Source organism: Stenotrophomonas sp. SRS1 (genome assembly GCF_026130205.1).
Lineage (GTDB): Bacteria > Pseudomonadota > Gammaproteobacteria > Xanthomonadales > Xanthomonadaceae > Stenotrophomonas > Stenotrophomonas rhizophila_B.
Genome location: NZ_JAINFD010000002.1, coordinates 20,204 through 44,067, shown reverse-complemented (window position 1 = coordinate 44,067; position 23,864 = coordinate 20,204). Strand labels below are relative to the sequence as shown.

Annotated in this window: 9 protein-coding genes; 3 read left to right on the top strand and 6 right to left on the bottom strand. The window is 67.6% G+C overall.

Going from position 1 to position 23,864, the window contains the following annotated elements:
• Positions 1–30: 30 nt before the first annotated feature.
• Positions 31–1,389: an ATP-binding protein gene (locus tag K4043_RS05940; protein WP_265308579.1), complete on the bottom strand. Its 1,359-nt coding sequence runs from the start codon at positions 1,387–1,389 to the stop codon at positions 31–33.
• A 149-nt stretch (positions 1,390–1,538) separates the two neighbouring features.
• On the opposite strand from K4043_RS05940, the gene K4043_RS05935 reads away from it, so the two are divergent.
• Entirely contained in the window at positions 1,539–3,485 is a 1,947-nt protein-coding gene (locus tag K4043_RS05935) for a diguanylate cyclase (RefSeq protein WP_265308577.1), read from the top strand.
• 13 nt (positions 3,486–3,498) lie between these two features.
• Here the strand turns inward: K4043_RS05935 and K4043_RS05930 are convergent, their stop codons facing one another.
• The 5 genes from K4043_RS05930 to K4043_RS05910 all read right to left on the bottom strand — a co-directional run bounded on the left by K4043_RS05930 (position 3,499) and on the right by K4043_RS05910 (position 20,685).
• Entirely contained in the window at positions 3,499–4,509 is a 1,011-nt protein-coding gene (locus K4043_RS05930) for an OmpA family protein (protein WP_265308576.1), read from the bottom strand.
• Between the two features lie 10 nt (positions 4,510–4,519).
• Positions 4,520–7,876, bottom strand: a complete 3,357-nt coding sequence (locus K4043_RS05925; protein WP_265308575.1) for a hypothetical protein — start codon at positions 7,874–7,876, stop codon at positions 4,520–4,522.
• Entirely contained in the window at positions 7,873–17,436 is a 9,564-nt protein-coding gene (locus K4043_RS05920; protein WP_265308574.1) for an SdrD B-like domain-containing protein, read from the bottom strand. Before K4043_RS05920 ends, K4043_RS05925 begins: the two co-directional genes overlap by 4 nt.
• Before the next feature lie 230 nt (positions 17,437–17,666).
• Positions 17,667–18,416 carry a response regulator transcription factor gene (locus tag K4043_RS05915; protein WP_265308573.1) on the bottom strand — a complete coding sequence of 250 codons (750 nt, stop codon included), beginning with the start codon at positions 18,414–18,416 and terminating at the stop codon, positions 17,667–17,669.
• Positions 18,417–18,537: 121 nt separating this feature from the next.
• On the bottom strand, positions 18,538–20,685 hold the full coding sequence (locus tag K4043_RS05910; protein WP_265308572.1) for a S46 family peptidase: 2,148 nt from the start codon (positions 20,683–20,685) through the stop codon (positions 18,538–18,540).
• 125 nt (positions 20,686–20,810) lie between these two features.
• Between K4043_RS05910 and K4043_RS05905 the strand changes: the two genes are divergently transcribed.
• Together K4043_RS05905 and K4043_RS05900 are read left to right on the top strand one after the other, a co-directional pair.
• A complete protein-coding gene (locus K4043_RS05905) occupies positions 20,811–22,496 on the top strand; it encodes a molecular chaperone HscC (protein ID WP_265308571.1) in 1,686 nt (561 codons plus the stop codon).
• The gene (locus K4043_RS05900; protein WP_265308570.1) at positions 22,493–23,857 is read left to right on the top strand and encodes a hypothetical protein; all 1,365 of its coding nucleotides are present in this window, start codon (positions 22,493–22,495) and stop codon (positions 23,855–23,857) included. Before K4043_RS05905 ends, K4043_RS05900 begins: the two co-directional genes overlap by 4 nt.
• Positions 23,858–23,864 lie beyond the last annotated feature (7 nt).

Sequence of the window (23,864 nt, the reverse complement as noted above, 5' to 3'; positions counted from 1 at the left end):
GCGGCTGGGCGGCCCCGCCCACGGCCCGGTTCAGGCCGGCACCGCCGCCAGCGGCCGGGTCGGCAGACGAATGCTGACCCGGGTACCCCGGTCCTTGCCGCTCTCCACCTGGATGTGTCCTCCGGCCGCCTCGACCAGGCTGGCGGTGACGGCCAACCCGAGTCCCGTCCCCTGCCCGACCGGCTTGGTGGTGAAGAACGGCTCCAGGCAGCGGGCCCGCACCTCCTCGCTCATGCCGTGGCCGCTGTCGCTGACCTGGATGACTACCTCATCAATACGCGAGGGCTGCACGACCGCCAGGCTGAACTGGCCCCCGTCCGGCATGGCCTGGTGGGCATTCACCGCCAGGCTGAGCAGGATCGACTCCAGCTGGGCCGGATCGAAATGGATCAGACACTGCACCTGACCGCTGTCGACCTCGCACTGCACCCGCGCGTCGAACACCTGCTGCAGAGTGGGTGCCATGGCCGTGATCGTCGCTGCGACATCCAGCAGCTGCGGCCGGCTGTGCTCCAGCCGACTGAAATCCAGCAAGCGCCGGCTGACGGCCGTCGCACGCCGCACCGCGGCGTCGGCCCCCTGCAGTGCCACCTGGAGGTCACCTGCCTGGCTGCGCCGGGCTTTGGCGATATAGCTCTGGATCAAGGCCAACAGATGGTTGAAGTCATGCGCGATGCCGCTGGCGAGCCGACCGACGTTCTCCATCTTCATCGCGTGCACCAGCTGATCACGCGAGCGCTCCTTCTCCTGGATCTCCAGCTGCAGCTCATCGCGCTTGCGGGCCAGATCGCGGCTATGCTCCCGCGCCACCTGCAGGCTCTCACGCAGGCCGGTGACGCTGTGATGCAGCAACCACGCAGCCATCAGGGTGGCGAACATGCATATCGCCAGGTCATTCACCGCGAGCAGGAGCCGATCGGGGCGGAACATCAGGCTGGACGCGTCGACCCACGCCCCGACCACGATCAGCACGCATACCCCACTGGTGACCCACCACAGCGGGCGCCTGCCCAGTACGGCCGCCACCAGCATCACCGGCAGCAGCAGCACCAGCTGCAGCCGAAGCTGTGCCGCCAGCCCCCAGTACGCATAGGCCACGGTGAGCAGCAGCATCTGGCCAACAACAAAGAGGATGGCCGCGCGAAGCGGACGCCCTGCACGCTGCAGCAGCAGGCAGAGCAGGCACAGCAGTGCGTGCAGCCCACCAACGAGCGGCACCACCAGATCCAGCGCCATCCCCATGCGCAGCGCGATCGAGACCGCCATCAACAGATGGAACAGGCCCACCATGTGCAGCAGGCCACGGAGCATGGCATCAGTACGGCGACCCAGCGACTGCGGCGCAGCAGCGGCAATGGAGCCGTTCCGGGTGGGTGGTGGTATGGGCATGCGCGGCAGGCTCCAGGCCGGAGCGACAGCGTCCGGCAGCAAGGAGGGTATATTAGCGGCGCGTGATCCGGCAGCGTCGCTGCTCCGGTGTCACGAGGAACGTGCCGCATTGCCGTCCGTCCGCATTCGATCGGGAAGTCGCTGCCCTCATGCCTACGTTGTCCTTTGTCCGTCGCGGGCTGTCCGCGCTTGTCTGTCTTTCCTGGCTGGCCGCGCCGTGCGCGCTGGCGCAGCACCCGATGGACAGCGTTCCACTGACCGCGCAGGTGCAACAGTGCCACGGCTTGCTGACGAGCGCGCCGCGCACGTCGCTGCAGATGGCGCGTTCATTGCTCGCCGGGCCCGTGCTGCCCACCTCGATCGAAATCGGTGCCTTGGGATGCCTGGGTGCGGCGCTGCGCTCCCAGGGTCATCTCGACCAGACCGTTGAATTGCCCGACCGCCTGCTGGCCGCTGCCGCGCGCCCTGATGCAACGGCCGAGGACCAACTGCGCGCTCATTCCATCGCCGCACACCTGCTGTTGTGGCGCGGCGACCATGGCCAGGCGCTGGAATTGACCAATCGCTTCCTGGAAGAAGCGGTCCGCCAACGCGACATCCAGGGCCAGATCGGTGCCTTGATGCAGATCGCCATGATCCGCGGCGACGCGATGGGCGATGCGCAGGGCGCTCTGACGTACCTGCAGAAAGCCACCGCGCTGAGCGAGCATATGCGTCGGCCGCCCAATCCCGGTGATCTGGTCCTGTACTACAACTTCGGGTATGCCCTGCTGCAGATGCAGCGGCTTGAAGAGGCCAATACGGCCTTCAGCCGGGCCGAGGCAATCGGCACGCGGGTGGGCGGCCAGGACCTGTTCCTGCACCGCATCGTCAGTCACCGCGCCGAGATCCAACGCCTGCGCGGACAGCTGCCGGCCGCCGAAGCGGGGCTGCGCCGGGCCTTGGCCTGGCAGGCGGCGCAGGACCCGCAGGGCCAGGTTGTCACCCTGCAGCGGCTCGCCCGGCTCACCCTTGATCAGGCCGGTGCGGAGGCGGCGCGCCCCTTGGCGGAACAGGCTCAGGAGCAGGCTGAGCGCGGCCATTTCAGCGATGAAGTCCGTGGCGGGCTGGACCTGCTGGGCGATATCCATACCTTGCTGGGCAACCGCGAGCAGGCCCTGCAGTACGCGCGCCAGGCCCGTGATATCGATCGGGCTCGCAGCAAAGGGGAGACGCTCAATCAGCTCGCCAAGCTGCAGGCCACCGCCGAGCGCAGCATCCACCCGGCCGACATCCATGCGATGCAGGACCTGGATCGTGTGCGGGTGCTGCGCAATGGCGCGCTGATTGCATTGTTGGTGGTGGCCGGCATCGCCACGTTCGTCGTGCTGCGCATGCGCCGGCAACGGCATCACCTCGCCCTGCTGAGCAGCACCGACCGGGTGACCGGCCTGATCAACCGGCGGGAGGCCGAACAGCTGCTTGCCGCGGAACGGGCCAAGGGCGGGGCCGATCAGCGCAGCGTGGTGATGCTGCTGGAAGTGGACGCGTTCAAAGCCCTCAACGAGCGACACGGCGAGGCCGCCGGCGATGCCGTGTTGCGCGCCGTGGCTCAGTGCCTGCGCCGACACTGCGACAGCCATGACCGCATCGCCCGATGGGGTGGCGCCAGCTTCCTGGTCGTCCGGCACGATACCGCTGCGCCAGCCGCGCAGGCGCTGGCGAGCCATCTGCGTGCCGCGATCGAGCGCCTGGTGGTGGACATCGGCCCGGCCCAGCATCTGACCCTGACGGCGAGTATCGGCATGGCACCGTTGCCGCTGTTCGCGCATGCGCCGGATGCGCCGGATGCGCTCGACGACAGCCTGCGTGCCGCCGATCGGGCGCTGCAGAGCGCTCGCCGAAGTGGACACAATGCCTGGGCCATGTTGTGGGGCGAGGACGCCGGCCGCGATGTCGATCTGTACAGCCTGCTCCACGACCCCGCCAAGGCGATGGCCAGCGGCTGGTTGTCACTGGCGGGAAGCCGGCCGATGGCCTGGCTTCCGCCACGGCCGGAGCCCGCGCGCACCCCGGTGGATCAGGATGTGCAGACAGGGACCGGACAGCCGCGCTGATCGCGGCTGGGGTTCAGCGCGTCACGTCGAAGCGTACTTCCACCCGGCGGTTGGGCAGCAGGCATTCCAGCAGCGCCGCACGCGGGCGCACGCCATCGCATTGCTGTACCTGCTGGGTGTCGCCTTTGTACTCGTAGCGGATGCTGGCCGGATCGACGCCCCGGCCGATGAGCAGCTCACGCACGGTCCGGGCACGCCGCTCGGACAACGCCTGGTTGGCATCGAAGCCTCGGCCCTGCATGCGGTCGGCATGACCCACAAGGGTCACGCCCTCCAGCTGCAGGGACTCGTCGGCAATGCTGGCCAGCGCGCGGTCCACGCTTTCCAGTGAGTAGGTGCGGATGTCGCGGTACGCGTCACGGTCGAACTCGAACAGCACATTGGCCACCAGCGGGCCCGGTGCCGGGGCGATGGCCGGGCCGACGTCGCACTGGCGGGCCGACGCCTCGGCGTCATTGACCAGTTCCTCGGCGATCTGGATATACGGCTTGGAATGGCGCCACTGCTGCTGGTTGAACTCATTGCCGGCGTGCACCAGCTCGACCTCACCGCAGGCGACCTGCTGCTGCGCGCACACGAAGCCCGGCGCACCGTGCAGTACCCGCAGGCGCTGCCACAGGTCATCGCGCAGGTATTTGGCGTTGTTCACCAGCGGCGTATCGGTGGGCAGCGGCGAGAAACCCTGCTCCATGCCGATGATCAGCTTCTCCGATTCGGTGAGCGCCTGCTGCGGGAACGCACTGCGATCATTGCGGCTGTACTCGTGGAAGGACACGTCCAGCCAGCACTGTGCCTTGGACAGGTGGTAGTCGCGGATCGGCCGCCCACCGTCATTGAGCGCCTGGATGCGGCCCTGGGTGACCTCATAGGTGCCATGGTCGGCATGGATCGCCTCATCGGTGATGCGCTGCTGCTGCGGCAACAACTGCGCCTGCTGCGCGCCGGCGTGCCCGGCCACAGCAGCCAGAAGAGCCGCGGCAAGCAGCGACGGAGCAATACGGTCAATCGGGAAAAGAGTCGTCATCAGGGCATCCTCAGCGTGCCGGGTCGCGGTAGCGGACGGGGTCCGGCCGGAAAAGGTCTTCATCGAACTTGAAGCGCAGGCGCAGGAACACGCCCTGCTGGGTGTACTCGTAACCGTTCAGGTCACGATCGCCGGCGAACCCGCTCCAGTTGTAGCCGGCCGACAGCCACAGGTTCTGCCGCAGCAACCGGCCGACCTCCATGCCGTAGGCATACTGGTTGGCACCGCTCTGCCCACGGAAGGTGGAGCCAAGCACGCCGATGTCCCAGTTCTCGGTGATGTCGTACACCACACGGCCGGAGAACAGCATCGCGCGGAAGCGGCTGTTGACCCGTGCACTGTCGGTATAGGCGAACTGGTCCTGCTGCCATTTGCCGGCCACGCGGCCGGTGAACCACCACGGTCGCGACGGATGCCAGTCGGCGTGCGCCGAGACGATATGCGCGCGGGTGCGCACGTCCTGGCTGCTGCCATCGATGGTAGTGCCGTCGGACAGGGTCAGGCCGCTTTCATCGCGCTCCAGCTTGTACTCGTAGCGGGCCAGCGCGTTGATCCGGTTGCGGTCGGTATCGCGGTACGCCACGCCGAGCTGGAAACGATCCTGCAGCACATCGCCGCGGGCATCGTAGCGCGTGCTGAGCAGATAGTTGCGGGCCAGCAGCGTCCAGTCACGGCTGAGCTTGCGGGCGAGCATGAACTGCAGCAGCGTAGTGTTGAACGCCTCATTGACCTCGGTGTCGGGCACATCCTCGGAGATCCGGTGCTCGGCACGGATCGCCCCGCGCCACAGCGGATTGGCGCTGTAATCCAAGGCGAGCGCCAGGCCGGTGCTGTCGCCGGTACTGCCATCGATCACCTTGACGTGCTCGGCCGAGCTGGCCAGGCGCAGGCCTTCGCGGATGTCCCAGTTGTTGCGGATACCCGAGGCGGCCTGCACATCGCGGCCGCTGATCGAGTCGCGCAGGCGGTACTCGCTGAAGGTCTGGGTATCGCGCAGGTAGCTGCTGTCGATACCGAACACCAGCGCATCGGCTTCGCGGTCGGTGGTGGTGATGCCGTAGGCGCTGGTCAGGCCGGTCTGCTTCTCATAGCGGCCATACACGCGGCTGCGTTCGAACACCTGGTAGTCCAGGCCGGCCGCCAGGCGCTTGCGGTCTTCGCCGCTGACGCTGTGCTCCACTTCCGCGCCGGCGCTGAGGCGATCGCTCAGGCGGTAGCCCAGCCCGAACCGGGCACTGTCCGATTCCAGCTCGGTGCCGACCGGCAATTCGCTGGTGATCGGACTGCCGCTGCTGCTGCCGTTGATGACCATCAGGCCGGTCAGCGGATCCAGTGCCTGCTGGCCGTAGCCCAGCGCGCCGCCACCGGAACCGGTCGCGAACCCACCGGTCAGACCGCCGGGATTGCCGAACGGCACCCCCGACGACCACGGCGAGGTCACGCCGATGGTCTCGCGGATGCTGCGTACGCCCAGGTCCACGGTCAGCCGTTCGGTAGCGCCGATGCGTACACCGGCACCGCCGGCATCGCGCTTGCCACCATCGGGGTTGCGGTCCTCGCTGCGCAGGCCTTCCACGTACAGTTCCAGCCGCGGGCCGACACGGTAAGCCAGTCGCGCGTTGTACTCGCCGCGGCCACCGTACAGCGGTGCGGCCGGGTTGTTGAAGGCTGGGTCGGTGCGCGCGGCGAACACGCGCGCGTCGAGCTTGTCGGCGCTGTGCGCGAACTCCACCCGCCACGCATCGCCCTCCACTTCCCCGGTGATGTCCTTCAGGCCCTGCGAGGTGATCTGGTTGATCGAATTGGTATTGACCTCGCTGCGGGTGCGCGCGAACTCGGCCACCAGCAACGTGTTGGCACCGAACCGGTAACTCGCATTGGCGCTGCCCATCTTGAATTCGGCATACGGGTTGCGGTCATCGACCGCCGCCGCACCGACCTCGAGCTGCCCGGTCAGTTTGACCTGTGCATCGGCGCCGACCACCCAGAACTTCTCGGTGCCCTGGTCCAGCTCATAGGTGATGCGCAGCGACACCGGATTGAGATCGCTGTCGAACGCGGGCAGGAATTGATTGAGCAGGATCCGGCCGGAGAACGGCTCGAAGCTGTAGTCGACCAGCCGTGCCAACGAACGCACCGAGGTGATGCGGGTCGGCTGGTTGCGATCGCGCACGATCACTTCCACCCGTTCGCTGCCCTCCAGCACGGCGTTGTTGCGCAGTGCGTAGGGACCGCTGCCCTGGCTGCGGAACTCCTCGATCACCTGGCGCAGCGAATCCTGCATCGCAAACACATTGCTGCGCACGCGCTCGCTTTCGAAGTGCCAGCCCAGGCCAGTAGCGGTGCGGTTGTAAGTGCCCAGGCTGCGCTGCGGGATCGCGCCACTGCCGCCAATACCGCTTGCGGTGGCCAGCGTGTCGCCGGTCTGGAAATCGCCGTACAACAGATAGCTGCGCTGGTTGTCGATGCGCACGTAAAGGCGCTCGGCCGAGCGCGCGTCGAAGCCGCGCAGTGAGGAATCGCCGTAAACCGGGTAGAACTCTTCCGGCTGGATGTCGCGCAGCAGGCGGCCACGGGTGTCTTTGTCCGAATCGTAGGCGGCGGTCAGCAGGTACTCGCCCTTGATCCGACCCTTGACGAAGAACGCGGTGCGCGCGGCCGCATTGGCCTTGCCGTTGTTGAACTGGCGCTCCCAGCGGCGGATGTCGCGGTCGAAGGCATCGTGATGCTCCACCGGCGAGATCAGGCCGGCGTTGCTGCGCCGGCGGAAGTTGACCACGCCTTCGATCAGACCGGTGGCCAGCAGCTCACGCATCTCCGGCAGGAATCCGATCGTGCCCTGTGCCGTCTCGGCGCCGGCAGTGATGCGCAGCACCACATCCTGCGGCTCATGCGGGGCAAGCAGGTCGAATTCGGCCACGCCATCGACCACCTGCAGCTGGATGCCGGGGGTGACCTTGTCGGCGTCCAGCGCACCCGGACCCAGTTCATCGGTGCGCGAGCCGGGCAGGCGGATGCGGCCACCGCTGGTCTCGATCGTGGCGTAGGTGGTGCCGGCCAGCGCACGACCGGCGGCGTCCAGCAGCTGCACACGCACATGCACGGCGCTCTGGCCGTCGGCCGGTACGCCATCACGGTCCAGCTCGACCAGGATCCGGTCGAGCGTGCCCGGCACCGCGCTGTCCAGCGCGCGCGGGGCAGGATCGGTACTGGCCGGGCTGCGCGGGTACAAAGTGCTGGCATCGCCGAGCACCGGCGTGAAGCGGCCGGGGCTGCCGACGCTCTGCGCCATGGCGGGCACGGCAGCCAGGGCGCAGGCGAGCAGGCTCAGGCGCGGCAGGCGGGACAACGTCGCGACGCGGCTCATGGCTGGCCCTCCGTCGAAGCGCCGGCAGCGGGCGGATGGGCTCTGGGTTGCACGATCGGTCTCTGGTTGGCCGAGTCGGTCGCCTGTTGCGGCGCCCGCGCGGGTTTGCTGTCGAAACGCAGCGGCGGCTGCCCGGTCTCGGTCTCCGGCGCACGCACCTCACCCTGGGTACGGCGGGCCTTGACCTGCTCCAGCACCGGATTGGCACAGCTGCCTTCAATGAAATCGGCGCGGTGCAGCTCGCCGTTCTTGAGATCCAGGAACAGACTGTCGGCGTCGCCCAGGTTGCGGTTGCTGCTGGTGGTCAGGCGCGCGCCGAGCGGCAACGTGCTGGCATCCACCTTCAGCGTGTGGCTCTGCGGCGGCAGGCCGCAGTAGCTGTACTTGCCTTCCGAGTCGCTGATCACCCAGGTGCCGTCGGAGAAGTACAGGCGCACGCCGGGGATGCCGAGCTCTTCGAGGTCCTGCACATGGTTGTTGTTGCAGTCCACGAACACCTTGCCCAGCACGCAGGCCTGGTCGGTGAACACGCCACCGGTGACGCGCACGCGGTACTCGGCACGGTTGGACGGCAATGCGCCCGGCAGCGGCGTGATGCTGCCGGTGTCGATGCAGCCACCACTGAAGGCACAGCCGAAGGCCTGCGCACGGTTGATGCCATCGCCCTGCTGCGCGCCCACGCCAACCCGCACGCGGTAGGTCAGCACGATCTGGCCACCGACGCTGATCGGGCCGACATCGAAGCCCAGCAACGGGCCCGGCTTGCCGGACGGATCGGTCACGGCGCGGCCGTCGGCACGGGCGGTGCCGTCGATGTAGGTGAAACCGCGCGGCAGGCGATCGATCACGTTGACCGTGCGCAGCGCGCTGCCCGCGGTCTGGCGGATGGTGATCGTGTACTGCACGGTGTCACCGATCTCGGCGGTCTGGCGGTCACCGTTCTTGCTGATCGCCAGGCCGGTCGCCACCGCGGTGTCCAGCGGCAGGTGGTTGTTGATGATCGCGGCGGTGTCCGACCCGGCCAACAGGGTCAGGTAGTACTGCGTGGCCGTGCCGACCGCTCCGGTCGGTGCGAGCCGGTTCGGCTGCACCTCATGGTTGGCGCCCGCGCTGCCGGCCGGCGACAGCGCGCCAGTCTGCGGCGGGATCAACGTCGATACGAACTGGTAGCTGCCCGGGGGCGTCACGGTGAGCTGGAATTCGCAGCGCGCCGGCGCGGCCGGGCTGAAGGCGAACTGGTAGAAGCCCTCGCTGCCCACCGTCATCGAGATCGCACTGCCCTCCAAACGGTAGCCGCCGCTGCCGGCATTGAGCACGGCGGTACGCGGGTCGTAGCCGGCACACATGCCGACCGGGCTCAGGGTCACGATCGAGCCCGGCACCGGGTCGCGGGTGGTGGCGTCGTAGACCACACCCGACGGATCCACCGGCAGGCTCTGCTGCGGCAGGTGCTGGCCGGGGCTGAGCACGACTTCCAGCTGGCTGATGCCATCGTCGGTCACCCGGCAGGCACTTACGCCGGCACGAGCGATGGCCGCCTGGGCGTCGCAGGTCTGCTGGATGCCGCTCACGGACTCGCGGGTGACCGGGTTGGGCCACAGGATGTTGGAGGCCGGGTCGCGGAAGCGGATGTTCCAGATGACGCCCGGCACCACATCGCCAAAGCGGTAGCTGCCGTCGGCACCGGTCGTGGTGGTCTTGACGATCTGGCCAGTGGCCGGATCAACCAGTTCCACGATCCACGACGACAGACGCTGATCGCCGCTGTCCAGCAGCTGATCGTCGCCACCGATGTCGTACCACACGGTTCCGCCGACCGACGCGGCCAGCTGCACCGCATTGGGCACACGGCAGGCGTTGAACTGGATCGCGTCCACGCACTCGGGCAGCTGGGTCACATCGCCCTCGAACGCGCCGCGCTCGGCCGGCGTCGGCGTGCGGAACTCATTCTCGCCACCGCCTTCGACCAGTACCGCGTTGTTGACGGTGCCCGCTTCTGCGGCCGCGGCGCCCACCAGGGCCTGCACGCTGATCGTGTCGACCGAGGTGGCACCGGCAGCCACGACCTGCTGGCTGCGGCAGTCGAAGCGGGTGTCACCCACGGCACCGGTGCAGACCCAGCCGGTCCCGCTTGGCGCGGCGGCCAGGGTAAGCCCCTGCGGAAGGCGGTCCTGCACCACGTACTCGCCGCGCGACGGCTGTTGCCCGCCATTGCGCACCTGGATGGTGTACGTGGCGATGTTGTTGACGGTGAAGCGCGTGCTGCCGGCGGATTTGCTGACCAGCATGTCCGGCGAATCCCCGATCTCACCGAAGTTGTTGTCCAGCGAATGGCCGCCCAGCGGCAGCACGATCTGGCTGATCGCCGAGGGCACGGTCTCGCGGCCGGTGGCCACGCCGGTGACGATGCCGTCCACCGCGCCGGCACTGGTGATGCCGTTGAGGGTCTGCGGCGGCTGGGTCGGCTCGGTCACGGTGTAGGTGCCCGGGCGCAGCCCATCGAACCGGTAGCGGCCCTCGGCATCGGTGGTAAGCGTGATCGAGACAGCCTGGCCCAGGTCGTCGGTGCCGGTCAGCACCACGGTGACGTTGGCGATGCCGCCCTCACCCGTGTCGACCACCCCGTTGTCATTGCTGTCGTTGTACACGCGGCCGGCGATGCTGCCGGTCGGGATCTCACCGAAGTTGTTGTTCACCGACTGCTGGTTCACGCCCAGCACCAGGCCGGCGATCGTCGACGGCGCGGTGCCCGGTGCCGTCACCGTGCCACCGGTGCTGCCGGCCACGGTGCGGCCATCACGGGTGCCCGTCGGCTGGTCCGGCTCGGTCACGGTGTACGTGCCCGGGGGCAGATCGCTGAAGCTGTAGTTGCCGTCGGCATCGGTCACGGTGTCGCGGGTAATCGGATTGCCGACCAGGTCCGTGCCGGTCAGGGTGATGGTGACGTTGGCCAGACCGGTCTCACCCGGGTCGACCACGCCATCGTTGTTGCGGTCGGTCCACACCTTGCCGCTGATCCCGCTGTTGAGCGGAATCTCGCCGAACAGGTTGTCCACCGAGGCGCTGCCCGGGGTGGTCAGATCGATCGTGCCGATGCGGCTGGGCACGGTGGCCACAGGCGTAGCGGTGCCACTGCTGACACCGCCGACGGTGCCGGCGGTGGTGATGCCGTTGCTGGTGCCGGTCGGCTGCTGCGGTTCGGTCAGGGTGTACGTGCCCGGGCGCAGATCGGCGAAGGCGAAACGGCCATCGGCGTCGGTCTGCACGCTGCGGATGACGCTGGCGCCGGTGTCGTCGGTCCCGGTCAACTCGATGGTCACGCCTTCGATGCCGGCTTCGGCCGCGCCGTTCTGCGCACCGTTGTTGTCGGCGTCGAAGAACACGGTGCCGGACACGGCCACCGCGAGCACTTCACCGAAGTTGTTGCTGATCGAGGCCTTGCCCGCCGGCAGCACCACCGCGCTGATCGCACTGGGTACGCTCGCCACCGGGGTGGCGGTGCCGACCGCAGTGCCGTCGATGGTGCCGGCGGCCGTAATGCCATTGATCGTGGCGACGCCGTTGAACACCGGCTGCGCGGCCTGCTGGATCACCGTATAGGTGCCCGCCAGCAGGTCGTCGAAGCGATACCGCCCGTCGGCGTCGGTCGCGATCGCCGCGACCGGCTGGCCCAGCGCATCCACGGTGCCGCCCGGCAGCTGCACCTGCACGTTGGGCAGGCCCGGTTCGCCGGCGTCCTGCATGCCGTTGTTGTTGCGGTCCAGGTAGACCGTGCCGGAGAGTGCAGCAGCGCGCTCGCCGAAGTCATTGCCGGTGGAACCGGCCGCGGGCAGGTTGGTGATCGTGATCAGGTTGGCCGGGGTTTCGCGTCCCTCGGCCAAGCCGGTCGGCTGGGTCTCGGTGATGCGGTAATCCTGGCCGGCGACGGCGCCGGGATAGCTGTAATGGCCATCGGCATTGGTCACCAGCGTTTCGGTGGTGTCGTCGGTGGTGCCGAACACACCGTCCGGGCCCGCACCCACGATGATCACCTGCACGCCTGGGATGCCGACGTCGCCGGCGTTGTTATCGCCGTCATCGTTGCGGTCCAGGTAGACCGTGCCGCTGATCGGGGCGTTGGCCAGCTCACCGAACAGGTAGCCGGTAGCGTCCTGTCCGGCGTTGATGGCGATGCCGGAGATCACGTTGGGCACGGCGGTGCTGCCCGGCGTGGCGGCGTTGCCGGCGGTGTGCTTGCCGTCCAGGTACGTGGCCGGCTGGGTTTCCGTCAGTGTGTAGCCGGTGCCCGCCTGGGCCGGCAGCAGATCGCTGAAGCGGTAGGCGCCATCGGCGTCGGTGGTCGCGGTCAGGTTGACCGGATTGCCGAGCACATCGGTACCGGTGAGCGTCACGATCACGTTGGCGATCGGGTTCTCGCCGCTGTCGCGCAGGCCGTTGTTGTTGCCGGCGGCCAGGTTGGAGAAATCTTCGTAGACCGAGCCGGCAATCGAGCCGAGCTTCTCACCGAAGTCATTACCGTTGGAACCGGTCAACGGCAGCGCGGTGATGTCGATCTGGTTGCTCGGGTTCTCGGCCGCATCGGCGTAGCCCTGCGGCTGCGTTTCAGTGATGCGGTAGTTCTGCCCCACGACCAGATTTTCGAAGGTGTAGCGGCCCTGTGCATCGGTCTGCACGCTCACCGGCGGCAGATCGTCGGCGGTGCCATGGATGCCGTCCGGGCCAGCGCCGGTCAGCGTGATGGTGACGTCCAGCAGGCCACCATTGGGCTGCGAGCCGCGGCCGCCGGCGTCGCCGGCGTCGCCGGCGTCGAAGTCGCCATTGCCGTTGCGGTCCAGATAGACATGGCCGGAAATGGACGTGATCGCGTCTTCGCCGAAATTGAACGCGGTGCCGTCGTCGCCGCTGGACAGATCGATGCCGGCGATGCGGTCGGTAGTGGCAGCATCGCCGCTCACACCGGTAGCTGCCGTGCAGCTCGCACACGCAACGCCGCCGACCAGACCCGGATTGATCGCGCTGGGGCGATTGCGATAGCTGCCATCGGGCAGCACTTCGCGCAGCGTATAGGCTTGCAGTGGATCCAGATCGATGAAGCTGTAGCTGCCATCATTACCGGTGGTGCGCGTCGCAACCACCGTTCCCGCGGCATCGAGCAGTTCAATGGCGGCATTGGCGATCGGCGCATCGCCGGCGTCGCGTACGTTGCTGTAGTTGCTGTCGACATAGACGAAGCCGGACAGCGACGGGCGACGCACTTCCGGGAAGTTGTAGCGCACCGCATCCACGCCGGCGCCCAGCAGGATCGCGGTGTAGACCGAATCGGCGGTGCTGGCCGGGGTCACGGCAGCGAACACGCCACCGGCCGACGGCGCTTCGGCGCCGCTGGTGGGCGGTGCGACCGGGCCGTTGACGTAGGCCGCAGGCTGGGCCTGGGTAAGGGTGTAACCGGCAGCACCGGCCGGGGCAAGGTTCTCGAAGCGATACACGCCCTGCGCATCGGTGGTGGCCTCCCGTGCGACCACGGCGCCATACGCATCTTCACCGCTGAGGTACACGGTCACGCCGGAGATCAGCGGCTCGCCACTCTGCAGCGTGCCGCCGTTGGCGCCGCTGCGGTCGCGGTCCTGGAACACCACGCCGGTCAGCGAGGAACGGACCACCGTGTGGGTCGTCGTATCGTCGTTGTTGCCCGGCTCGGGATCGAGCTGGTCACTGGTGGCCTTGGCGGTATTGATGCCGCTGCCATTGGCCGGCAGTGTGGTCCAGCGTGCCGGGATCAGCACGCGTACGCGCCCGTCCAGCGCCAGATCGCCCATGCGGCAGGTGACGGTGCGGCCAGCCAGCAGACAGTTGCCCATGCCGGTGGTCTGTACGCCCGGATCGGCGGTGGTGCCGATCTTCTGCCAGGTGATCGCAGCGGCGCCGCCGATCACCTCGAGCCCTGCGGGCAACGTGTCGGTGACGGCCACGCCTTCGCCGTTGAGCGGGCTGGTCCCGGTGCGGTCGCGCGAGAGGCTGTGCCCGGGACCGTGGTTGACCACGTCCAGCACGAACCAGAACGGCTGATGCAGGCTGACCGTGCCGGCGTCGGCAGGCAGCGCGACGCCAGGGTCGGCGCTGGGCGTGATCACCACGCTGGACTTCTTCATCTCCAGATCCGAGCGGGTGCGGATGCTGGTTTCCTGGGTGGCGGTGTTGTTGCTGGTATCGCTCTCGGCCTCGGCCGAGCGCGCGGTGACCGAGTTGCGCAGCGTTTCGCCGGTGGCCGGCGGCGCGGTCATGTACTGGTAGACCAGGTACAGGTAGCTGGTCTGTTCGCTGGCGATCACCCCGTCGTCGGTCGTGATCACGCCCACGCTGGGCATGGTGCAGGAAATGGTCTGCGGGCCGGTGCTCGGATTGGTGCTGCCGGCAGCCATCGAACAGCGGGTACCGACCGGCTCCAAGGCACCCTGCGGCGTGGTGGCGGTACCGGTGCGGCTGCCCACCAGGCTGATGCTCGCGCCCGCAGCCGGACTGATCCTGTCATCGATCATCGTCTGCGTGGCCAAGGAAGGGCCGTCGTTGCGCACGCTGATCTGGTAGTAGATGTAGTTGTTGGTCTCCATCCCGGCGCGCGAGTCGAAGCCCAGCGGGTCGACCGCACCGTCGAAGTTCTGATCGATCTTGTTGACGATCAGGTCCACACGCCCGGCGTCGAAGTTCAACGTGGCGTCTTTGCTGTCGTCATCGGTGCGGCTGTTGTAATCGTAGGTAAGACCATTGGCATCGGTGCCGCTGGACGGATCTGCGGTGCCATCGCCATCAAGGTCGAAATGGACGCTGCCGGTGTTGGTGAACTGGCGTCCGGTATTGCCACTGTTGACGTTCGGGCGGATCACCACCGTCATGGTTTCGGTGGAGTTGTTGGCCATCTCCTTGGGCGTACAGGTCAAGGTCAGCGTGGCGGGCGCGCTGCCGGTGTTGAACCAGGAGGTGCCCCCGGGCGCCGGTGCGGAGCTGATGGAGGCATCGCGCGCGGTGACCGCGCAGACCTTGCTTGCCGCATCTGAACCGGTACGCAGCGCGGAGACCAGCACGAAGCCGGCATCGTTGGCAGGCAGCGTGAACACATCGCTGAAGACCACGCCACGTGCGGTCGACGGCCCCTTGTTCTGGTAGGTGATCTGGTAGGTCGTGTTGACGCCGGCACGCCCGGGCGTGCCGGAGGTGATGCTCTTCAGCGTGGTGGCGACATTGGCCACCGGATCGATCTGGACCCAGTCCGAGGCAGTGTTGTTGCTCTGGTCGATCTCGCCGAGTGCACCGGAAATGGCCGGGTCGATGCGCACACCGGCCGTGTTGCAGAAGCGACCGGCCGGCATGGCCTGACCACCGCAACTGCCGGAAGGCTGGCGCTGGCTGTCGAACAGGCCACGGTTCACGGTGAAGCGGACGGTGGCGGTCTCGTTGCGGCCCAGCACGGTGGTGCCCGCATTACAGACCCACGCACTGCCACTGAGACGGCAGTTCCAGCCTGCCGGACTGGCGTTGCCGGTGACCGTGGTCATGCCGGTGACGAAGCCCGGGATCGGGTCGTTCACCACCACGCCAGTGGTGGCTTCGCCCGCATTGTGGATCTGCAGGGTGTAGGTCACCGCGTCATCGCTGTTGCGGATGATGTTGTCGGTGTCGCCCGGTCCATTGGTCTGCTTGGTGATCGACAGGTCGGCACGGTCGTCGGTAGCGCGGCTCTCACCACCGGCACAGTCGTTGGTATCGTTGGGGTCGCGATCGATGCCGCCAGCGGTCGTCGGCTCGAGCGAGCCGCCGCTGCCGCCGGTGCAGGCGTCATTGCGCAGCACCCCCGCAGTGCGCGCAAGCGTCTGCAGTGCCAGTGCGGGCGCGCTGGCATTGACGGCGACTGGATAGCCACTGGTCAGGGTGCACGTCACCGTCTGCGCCTGGCCGACGGCCCAGGCGCGATCGACGCTGCAGCTCCACGGGCCGGTGGCCGCCGAGGTGCCCGGCCCGATGGGCTGCCCGCTGGCATCGACCCACTGTTCGCCGGCGGAAAGCGTATCGACCACCTGCAGGTTGCCGGTCACCGCGCGCGGCCCCTCGTTCCGCACGCCCAGCGTGGAGGTCATCATGCTGTCGCTGCGTACGCCCGTGCCGTTCCACACCGGCACCAGCAACGGCGCCTTGGATTTGCTCATGCGCAGATCGGCGCCATCGGGAATGATGGTCAGCCCGACGGTGCCACTATTGTTGCCCGGCACGGGGTCCGGTGTGGTCGCGCTGATCTGGGCGGTGTTGCTGACCACGCCGCTGCTGTTGGTGCCGGTCGAAGGCACCTGTGCGGTGATGGTGATGATCGCCTGCGCGCCGGGCGCGAAGCTGCCGGCCAGGCTGCAGGTGCGCGTGGTCGCGCCCGCATTGCTGGTGCAGGTCCAGCCCGCGGGGGCATTGCCGCCGGTAATCACGAAGCCCTCGGGCATCGCATCAGTGACCACCACGCCGGTGGCGGCGCTGGGGCCGTCGTTGCGCGCGGTCAACGTGTAGGTGACGACCGAGCCAGCCGCCGCCGGGGCCGGCGAGACCGACTTGGACATCGCCAGGTCCGCACCGGCAGTGACGGCGGTGGTCACCTGCGCTGAATTGTTGTCCGGCACCGCATCGGGCACCGAACCGGCATTGACCACGGCTGCATTGACGATGTTGCCGGTGCCCACATTCACTTTGCCGCGGAACTGATAGCTCGCGCTTGCGCCCACAGCCAGGGTGCCGTTGTAGGTGCCGTTCTGCGCGCTGAAGCTCCAGTCGGCGCCACTCGGCACGCCCACCAGCGTCACGTTGGGGGGCAGCGTGTCCACCACCCGGAAGCCGGTGGTGACACTGGGACCGTTGTTCTTGACGGTAAGGGTATAGGTGACCTCGCCGCCACCGATGACCGGATCGGGCGTGGCGGACTTGCTCAGCTCCAGATCGGCCGCTGCCTGGATCGTGGTCGTCTGGTTGGACGTATTGTTGGCCGTGTTGGTGTCACCGGCGAAGAACGGATCACTGCTCTGCAGCGCCACGATCGGGGTCGATGCCGGGGGCAACGCCGCCGCGAATCCAATTGCGGCATGCAGGCTGATCGTGGCCGGCTGGGTCTGCAGCGTGGTGACCGGCAGCTTGAACTGGTACGGCGCGCCGGAGGCGATCAACGTGGGGTTGGTGCACACCACGCGGGTCGTGCCGGCACTGCCGGGCGAAGCGCTGCAACCGGACGGTGCCGGGCTGCCCAAGGCCGTACCGACCGGCAAGTCGATGATCGTGACGCTGCCAGCCGCGGTGTCGTTGGCACCGTTCTCGACCTTGACGTTGTAGATCACGGTCGTGCCCGCCGGCACCGGGTCGTAGCCGGTATCGGAGAAGTCGGTGATCTGCAGATCCACTGCCAGTGCGGACAACGGCATGGCCAGCATCAGCATCGCGAGGGCGGCGCGCCAGCGGCCCTTGCGGGCGGCTGCGTACACGCGCTCGAACGGCGTCACCGCCGCGCAGATGGCTGCGCGATCGCTATGGCTGGACATGCGTTGTTCCCCTGTTCCGGTCTCTGCTGCTTTCAGAGGGAACGCGGCCAGGTGCGGTGATGACCGCGGGCAGGCGCTGCGCTCCCGTGACGTGATGCGACTGGAGCGGGCGTGACTGTCGTCATCGGCACGCTCAAGCGGGGCGCATTGTGGTGTCGCCGCATCGGCAAGTCAGTGCCGCCCGCTCACGCTGGCTCACACTTCCTCACACGTCGGGCCCACCGGCCGGATCAGGGGGTCAGCAGGTAGCCTTGCCCACGCAGGGCACGGATCGGCAGTTCAAGGCCGGTGGCGGTGCGTACGCGTGCGCGCAGGCGGTGCACCAGCACATCGAGCCGGTGCGGGTCGAAATCCCACGGGGCATCGGTAACACGCTCGATCAGGCGCTCGCGCGTGACGGGTTCACCCACCGCCTCGAACAACAGCTGGAGCGCGCCACGCTCCATCGCGGTCAATGCCAACGTCTGCTGGGCGGGCGAATGCAGCGTCCATCCATCAGCAGAGAGCTGCCAGGCCCGCTGCACCTCCGTGACAGTCTCCACGGCGGGGCGCCCAGCGGACAGGCGACGACGCAGGCTGAGCAGCCCGGCGGCCAGCACGTCCAGATCCAGCGGTTTCACCAGGTACACATCGGCGCCCTGGGTCAGGCCATGCGCCATGTCATGCGGACTGCCACGCCCGGTCAGCATCACGATGCCGATATCCGCGGCCTGGCGCAGATGGCCGGCCACGGCATAGCCATCCTCGCCGGGCAGGCCGACATCCAGCACGACGATGTCGCACCGGTCCTGCAACAGCGCGCGATAAAGCGCCTCGGCACTGCCCAGGCCGCGCACCGCGGCACCGCGCCAGGACAGGTCATCGAGCATCAGCGCGAGCAACTCGGGGTCGTCCTCGACCACCCAGACGGTCAAGCCATCCAGTTCCCTGTCCACCACCGGCAGCAGTGGGCCGCTGTGGTTGTGCTGATCTGCCGTCACGTGACCGCTCGCCTCCCTACGCTGGCCTGCAGTCTAGCGGCCACCTCGAAGCGAGCCAAATGCGACATAGGTGGCAGACGCAGCGGCCGGCCACGACGTGGATCGTGACCGGCCAGGGCACTCATTCCGCCGGAACGCCCATTTCCTTGAGCAGCTCCGGCGCCGGGTAGACCTTGGCCAGCAGCCAGCGCAGGTAGCGCATGTCCACGTGCACGGCGCGCTTGAAGCGCGGGTCGAACCACCAGCTGGCGCTGACCGACTCCCAGTTGCTGTCGAAGTTCAGGCCGATCAGCTCGCCCTTGGCGTTGAGCACCGGCGAGCCGGAGTTGCCCCCGGTGGTGTCCAGGTTGGTCAGGAAGTTGACCGTCTGGGTCTTCAGCACCGGATCGGCGGTGGAACCGAAATCGCCCTTGGCGATCGCGTCCAGCAGCGGCTTGGGCGCATCGAACGGGTAGGCGTTGGTGTTCTTCTCCACGATCCCGGCCACGGTGGTCACCGGGTCGAAATGCACCGCATCGCGTGGCGACAGCGCCTCGACCTTGCCGTAGCTGATGCGCAGGGTACGGTTCGCATCCGGGTAGACCGCGCGGCCCTGCTTGGCGCGCCAGGCGAACAGCGCCTGCATGTACGCCGGACGCAGGCGCAGCTGCTCGCCTTCGCGGGTCTTGCGCTCGTCATCCAGGCGCAGCTGCGCGGCCACCAGCGGGCCGGCCAGATCGATCAGCGGATCGCGCGCCAGCGCCTTGCCCTCTTTCGCCGCGGCAAAGCGCGACAGGCGCTCGGCTTCGTCGCCCAGGTGCGTGTTGGCGTACAGCGTATCCAGGGTCTTGGCCAGCGCGGCCGGCGTGCGGCCGAAGGCCGCGTCGAACTCGGGCACGCGCTGCGCGTCGGGCAGCTGCTGGTAGCGGTTCAGCAGCGTGGTCAACAGGGCTTTCTCGATGGCCGGATCGTAGCGGCGCTGGACCTGCTTGAGCACGCCTTCGATCAGCGCCAGATCACGCTGCTGATAGCCCGTGTCACGCTCGGCATCGGGCTTGGCCGATTCGATGCGCAGGCGCTCCAGGGTCAGTGCCGAGCGCAGCAGCTGGCTCTGCGACGCGAGCAGATCGAGCAGCAGATCGCGTTCGCCCACCGAGGCGCCGCTGGACAGCGAGGTCAGCAGGGACTGGATGTCGCCCCGGTATTTCGCGTCGGTGGCCTGCAGCATCGCCGCCTCATCGGCGGCACGCTGCGCCTTGGCATCGCTGCGCAGCAGGCCTTCCAGCTCGCCGGCGGCACGCTTGCGGTTGTTCTTCAGCGACTGCAGCTGCGAGGCGTAACGAGTGCGTGCCTGCGCATCCTTCGCACTGGCCGCTTCGATGGTGTCGATCATCTGCTGGAACACCGCCACGCGACGCGGCAGCACGGCATCGATCTGGCCAGCGAATTCCGCGGCGGTGCGATGACGGTAGGTGATGCCGGGGTAACCGGCCAGCATCGCGTAGTCGCCGGTCTTCGGGCCGTCGATCGCCATCTTCAGGTGCGCCGGCGGGTGGTACGGCACGTTGTCCACGCTGTACGGCGCGGGCTTGCCGTCCTTGCCGACGTAGGCACGCAGCAGCGTGAAATCACCGGTGTGGCGCGGCCACATGAAGTTGTCGATCTCGTCGCCATAATTGCCGATCGCGCGCGGCGGTGCGTAGACCAGGCGCACATCGCTCAGCTCTAGCTGGCGGATGCGATAGAAATCGGTGCCGTAGTACATGTCCGCCACGCTGCAGCGGATGTTGCCTTCTTTCTCGCACTCGGCCACCAGCTGCTTGCTGGCGCGGTCGACCGCATCGAAATACGCACGTCCGGTCTTGCCGCGCGCATCGCGCAGCACTTCATCGGTGACCTTGTCGAACCCGACCGTGACCAGCACGCGGAAATCCGGGTTGGCCGCGCGCTCATCGCTGCGGCCCTTGGCGATGAAGCCGTCGTTGATCAGGTTGTGCTCGGGCGAGGTGTTGTACTGGATCACGCCCATGGCCACATGGTGGTTGGTGAGCAGCAGGCCGTCGTCGGAGACGAACGAGCCGGTGCCACCACCCGCACGCACCACCGCACTCAACGGCGGCGCGGTGACGTTGGCCAGGTCGCCCGGGTTGCCCTTGAAGCCCGCCGCCTTCAGCGGTTTGGCAAGGTCCGGCAGCTGGGTCGGCATCCACATGCCTTCATCGGCATGGGCGCCGGCAGCGAGGGTCAGGCCAAGCGCCAGCGCGGCGGTGAGGGGTTTGCGTGAAGACATGGGCACATCCGGTACGTCAGAACAGCCCGAGACCTTAGCCACTGAGGCCCCGCAGGGCAACGGCCGATGGTCAGGGGTGGCCGGGGCTGGCTAGAATCAGCGCTTCTCAGGGGGAGATGGCAGGGATGATCGTAGGGATCGATCTGGGCACGACGCATTCGTTGATCGGGGTGCATGACGGCCAAGGAGGCCGCCTGTTTTCCAACGCTTATGGTGAACTGCTGACACCCTCGGTGGTCAGCCTGGAGGGCGATACGGTGCTGGTCGGGAGGGCCGCCCGGGAGCGGCTGGTTACCCACCCCCAACTGACGACGGCAACCTTCAAGCGACTCATGGGTACCGACCACGAGTTCATGCTCGGGGAGCGCCGGTTCCGCCCTGAGGAGCTTTCCGCCCTGGTACTGCGATCGCTGCTTGCCGACGCCGAGGCGGCACTGGGGGTTCGTATCGAAGAGGCCGTGATCAGCGTGCCGGCCTACTTCAGCGATGCGCAGCGCAAGGCCACGCGCACGGCGGGAGAGTTGGCCGGCATCCGCGTTGAACGCTTGATCAATGAGCCGACCGCCGCCGCGTTGGCCTATGGTCTGCGCGACCGCGAGGGCGAAGGCCGGGTCCTGGTGCTGGACCTGGGCGGTGGCACGTTCGATGTGTCGATCCTTGAGTTGTTCGATGGCGTCGTCGAGGTGCATGCGTCGGCGGGCGATACGTTCCTGGGTGGCGAGGATTTCCTGGACGTGCTGCTGCAGGCGTTCGCGACCGATACGGCCACCGATCTGAAACGGTTGCCGGCGTCGGAGCTCGCACGCCTGCGCCAGCAGATGGAAGCGTTCAAGCAAGGCCTGTCGACCCGTGGCGACAGCACACTGCAGATCCAGCTGCTGGGTGCGGTGGTGCAATGGGACTGCACCGCGGAGCGCTTCGAGACGCTTGCCGCACCGTTGCTGCAGCGCATGCGCCTGCCCATCGAGCGAGCGCTGCGTGACGCGCGGCTGGGGGCCGATCAGATTGATGACGTGGTGCTGGTTGGCGGCGCGGTGCGCATGCCGATGGTCGGGCGACTTGCGACACGGCTACTGGGCCGCCTGCCGTTGCGGCACATCCACCCGGACCAGGCCATCGCGCTGGGGGCCACCCTCGCGGCGGGCCTGAAGGAACGGGCCGTCGATCTGAATGAAGTCGTGTTGACTGACGTGTGCCCCTACACGCTTGGCATCGACATATCGCGGATGGACGAACGCGGTCGCTATCACCCGGGTTACTTCCTCCCGCTGATTCCGCGCAACAGCGTGGTGCCGGTAAGCCGTGAGCAGTCGATCAGCCCGGTGTCGGACAAGCAGAAGATTCTGTCGGTCGGTGTCTACCAGGGCGAACATCCCGTGGTGGAACGCAACATCATGCTCGGCCGGCTGGAAATACCCATCGATGCCACCCGCGGTGGCGATGGCAGTTTCCGCGTTCGCTTTACCTACGACGTCGACGGCCTGCTACAGGTAGAGATCACCGACACCAGCGACGGGCGCAGACACGACCTGGTCCTGCAGCGCAATGAGGGCGCGCTGGATGCTGCACAGATCCAAGTGCGGTTGGCCGCGCTGCAGGCACTGAAAGTGCACCCGCGCGAGCACCTGCCGAACGTGGCGCTGATGGCACGCGCCGAGCGGGTGTATGCGGAGTACATCGACGAACGGGACCAGGTGCAGGCATGGCTGGCACAGTTTCGTTCAACCCTGGAAGGCCAGGACATCGGACGTATTTCCGAACAGCGCGAGGCGTTCAGCGCGGCGCTGGATGCGCTGGAGGCTGAATCGTGAGTGCAGGCGAGGAACTGCTGGAACTTGCCGGACAGGGCGACGAGCGCGCGCTCAAACGCGCCTATGCACGCCTGCTGCGCTCCAACCGGCCCGATGACGATGCGGACGCCTTCCAGGACCTGCATGCCTGCTACCAGCATGCGCTTGCACTGTGCCGCAGCGCGACAGACGAGCGACACGATGCGTCCGATGCGTCCGATGCGTCCGACGCATTCGACGCCCGACAAGCGGGTGTAGAACCTCCCGCTGCTCCACGGGTCGCCGTCACCGGACCGGCTGCGCCGGTTCTGGAGCCGCATGTCGCGGCACTTGAGCTCGTCCAGTACGCGGCAGTCGCCGATGCATCCGCATTGGCCGTGCTGCTGCAGGACCGGGCGCTGGGCTGGTCGCTGCGGTTTCGCAACGACGTTGGATGGGCACTCCTGGACCACCTGCAGCGGGAACATCCGCCGCTGTCGGAGGCGCACTTCAACGTAGTGATGCAGGCGTTTGACTGGGACGATATTGCGCTTGACCTCGATCCGCTATGGCTGGCGGCAGTGGGCCGGCGGTGTCGACAGGCTTGGCTGCTGCTGCCCACGTCGCGGGGCGCGCTCCGCGTCGCCTATGAACGGTGCAGTGATCGCTATCTGTCCACGCAGGAAGTCGATGAGGTCGTGGCGCGACTGGGTGAGCAGCGTCCGCATTGGCGCAACCGTCTCGAGGCGATCGTCACCACCCGTGCCCGTGACACCCCTTACCTGCTGGCCGCACTGGAGTATTGGCCGGCAGAAGAGGTGCCCGCGGGGCTGGATCCGGTGCAGGTCGGCTTCTGGGCGAGGTTCGGCGAGCCATCGCATCGCGTTCACCTTCGCTACGGCGCGGTGCGGTGCGCGATCATCGGCCTTTTCATGGGGCTGATAACCGCGTGGGGCGTCCACGCCAGCCCCGCAGTGGATGCGTACCGGGGTGGGATGATGATTGCGGTGGCGACCCTGCTGTTACCTGCCAGCTGGCTGCTGTTGCTCGGCTACAGGGCGTTGCTGCGCTGGCAGTACGCCCATGAAAGCGATGCACGTGGACCGGCCTGGCTGCGCTGGGCCTTCCTGCCGACAGCGGCCGCTGCGGTGGGAACCGCGATGTGGGCACAGCGGGCGCTGGGAATGGATGGACTGTTGTTGATATCGCTCGACCGCGCCTGGGTATTCGGCTTGGCCCTCATCGCGATGACGCGCGCCAGGACGCGTGGCGCGGATCCACACCGCGAGGCCAACGCACTGCCACTGGTCCTCGGCGTGATCTGGCCGGTGGCGGGGATCGCGCTCTCACTCGTGTACTGGTCCATGGACCTGCGCAGGAACTTCAGCGCGTCCCGAAGATGACCACGGC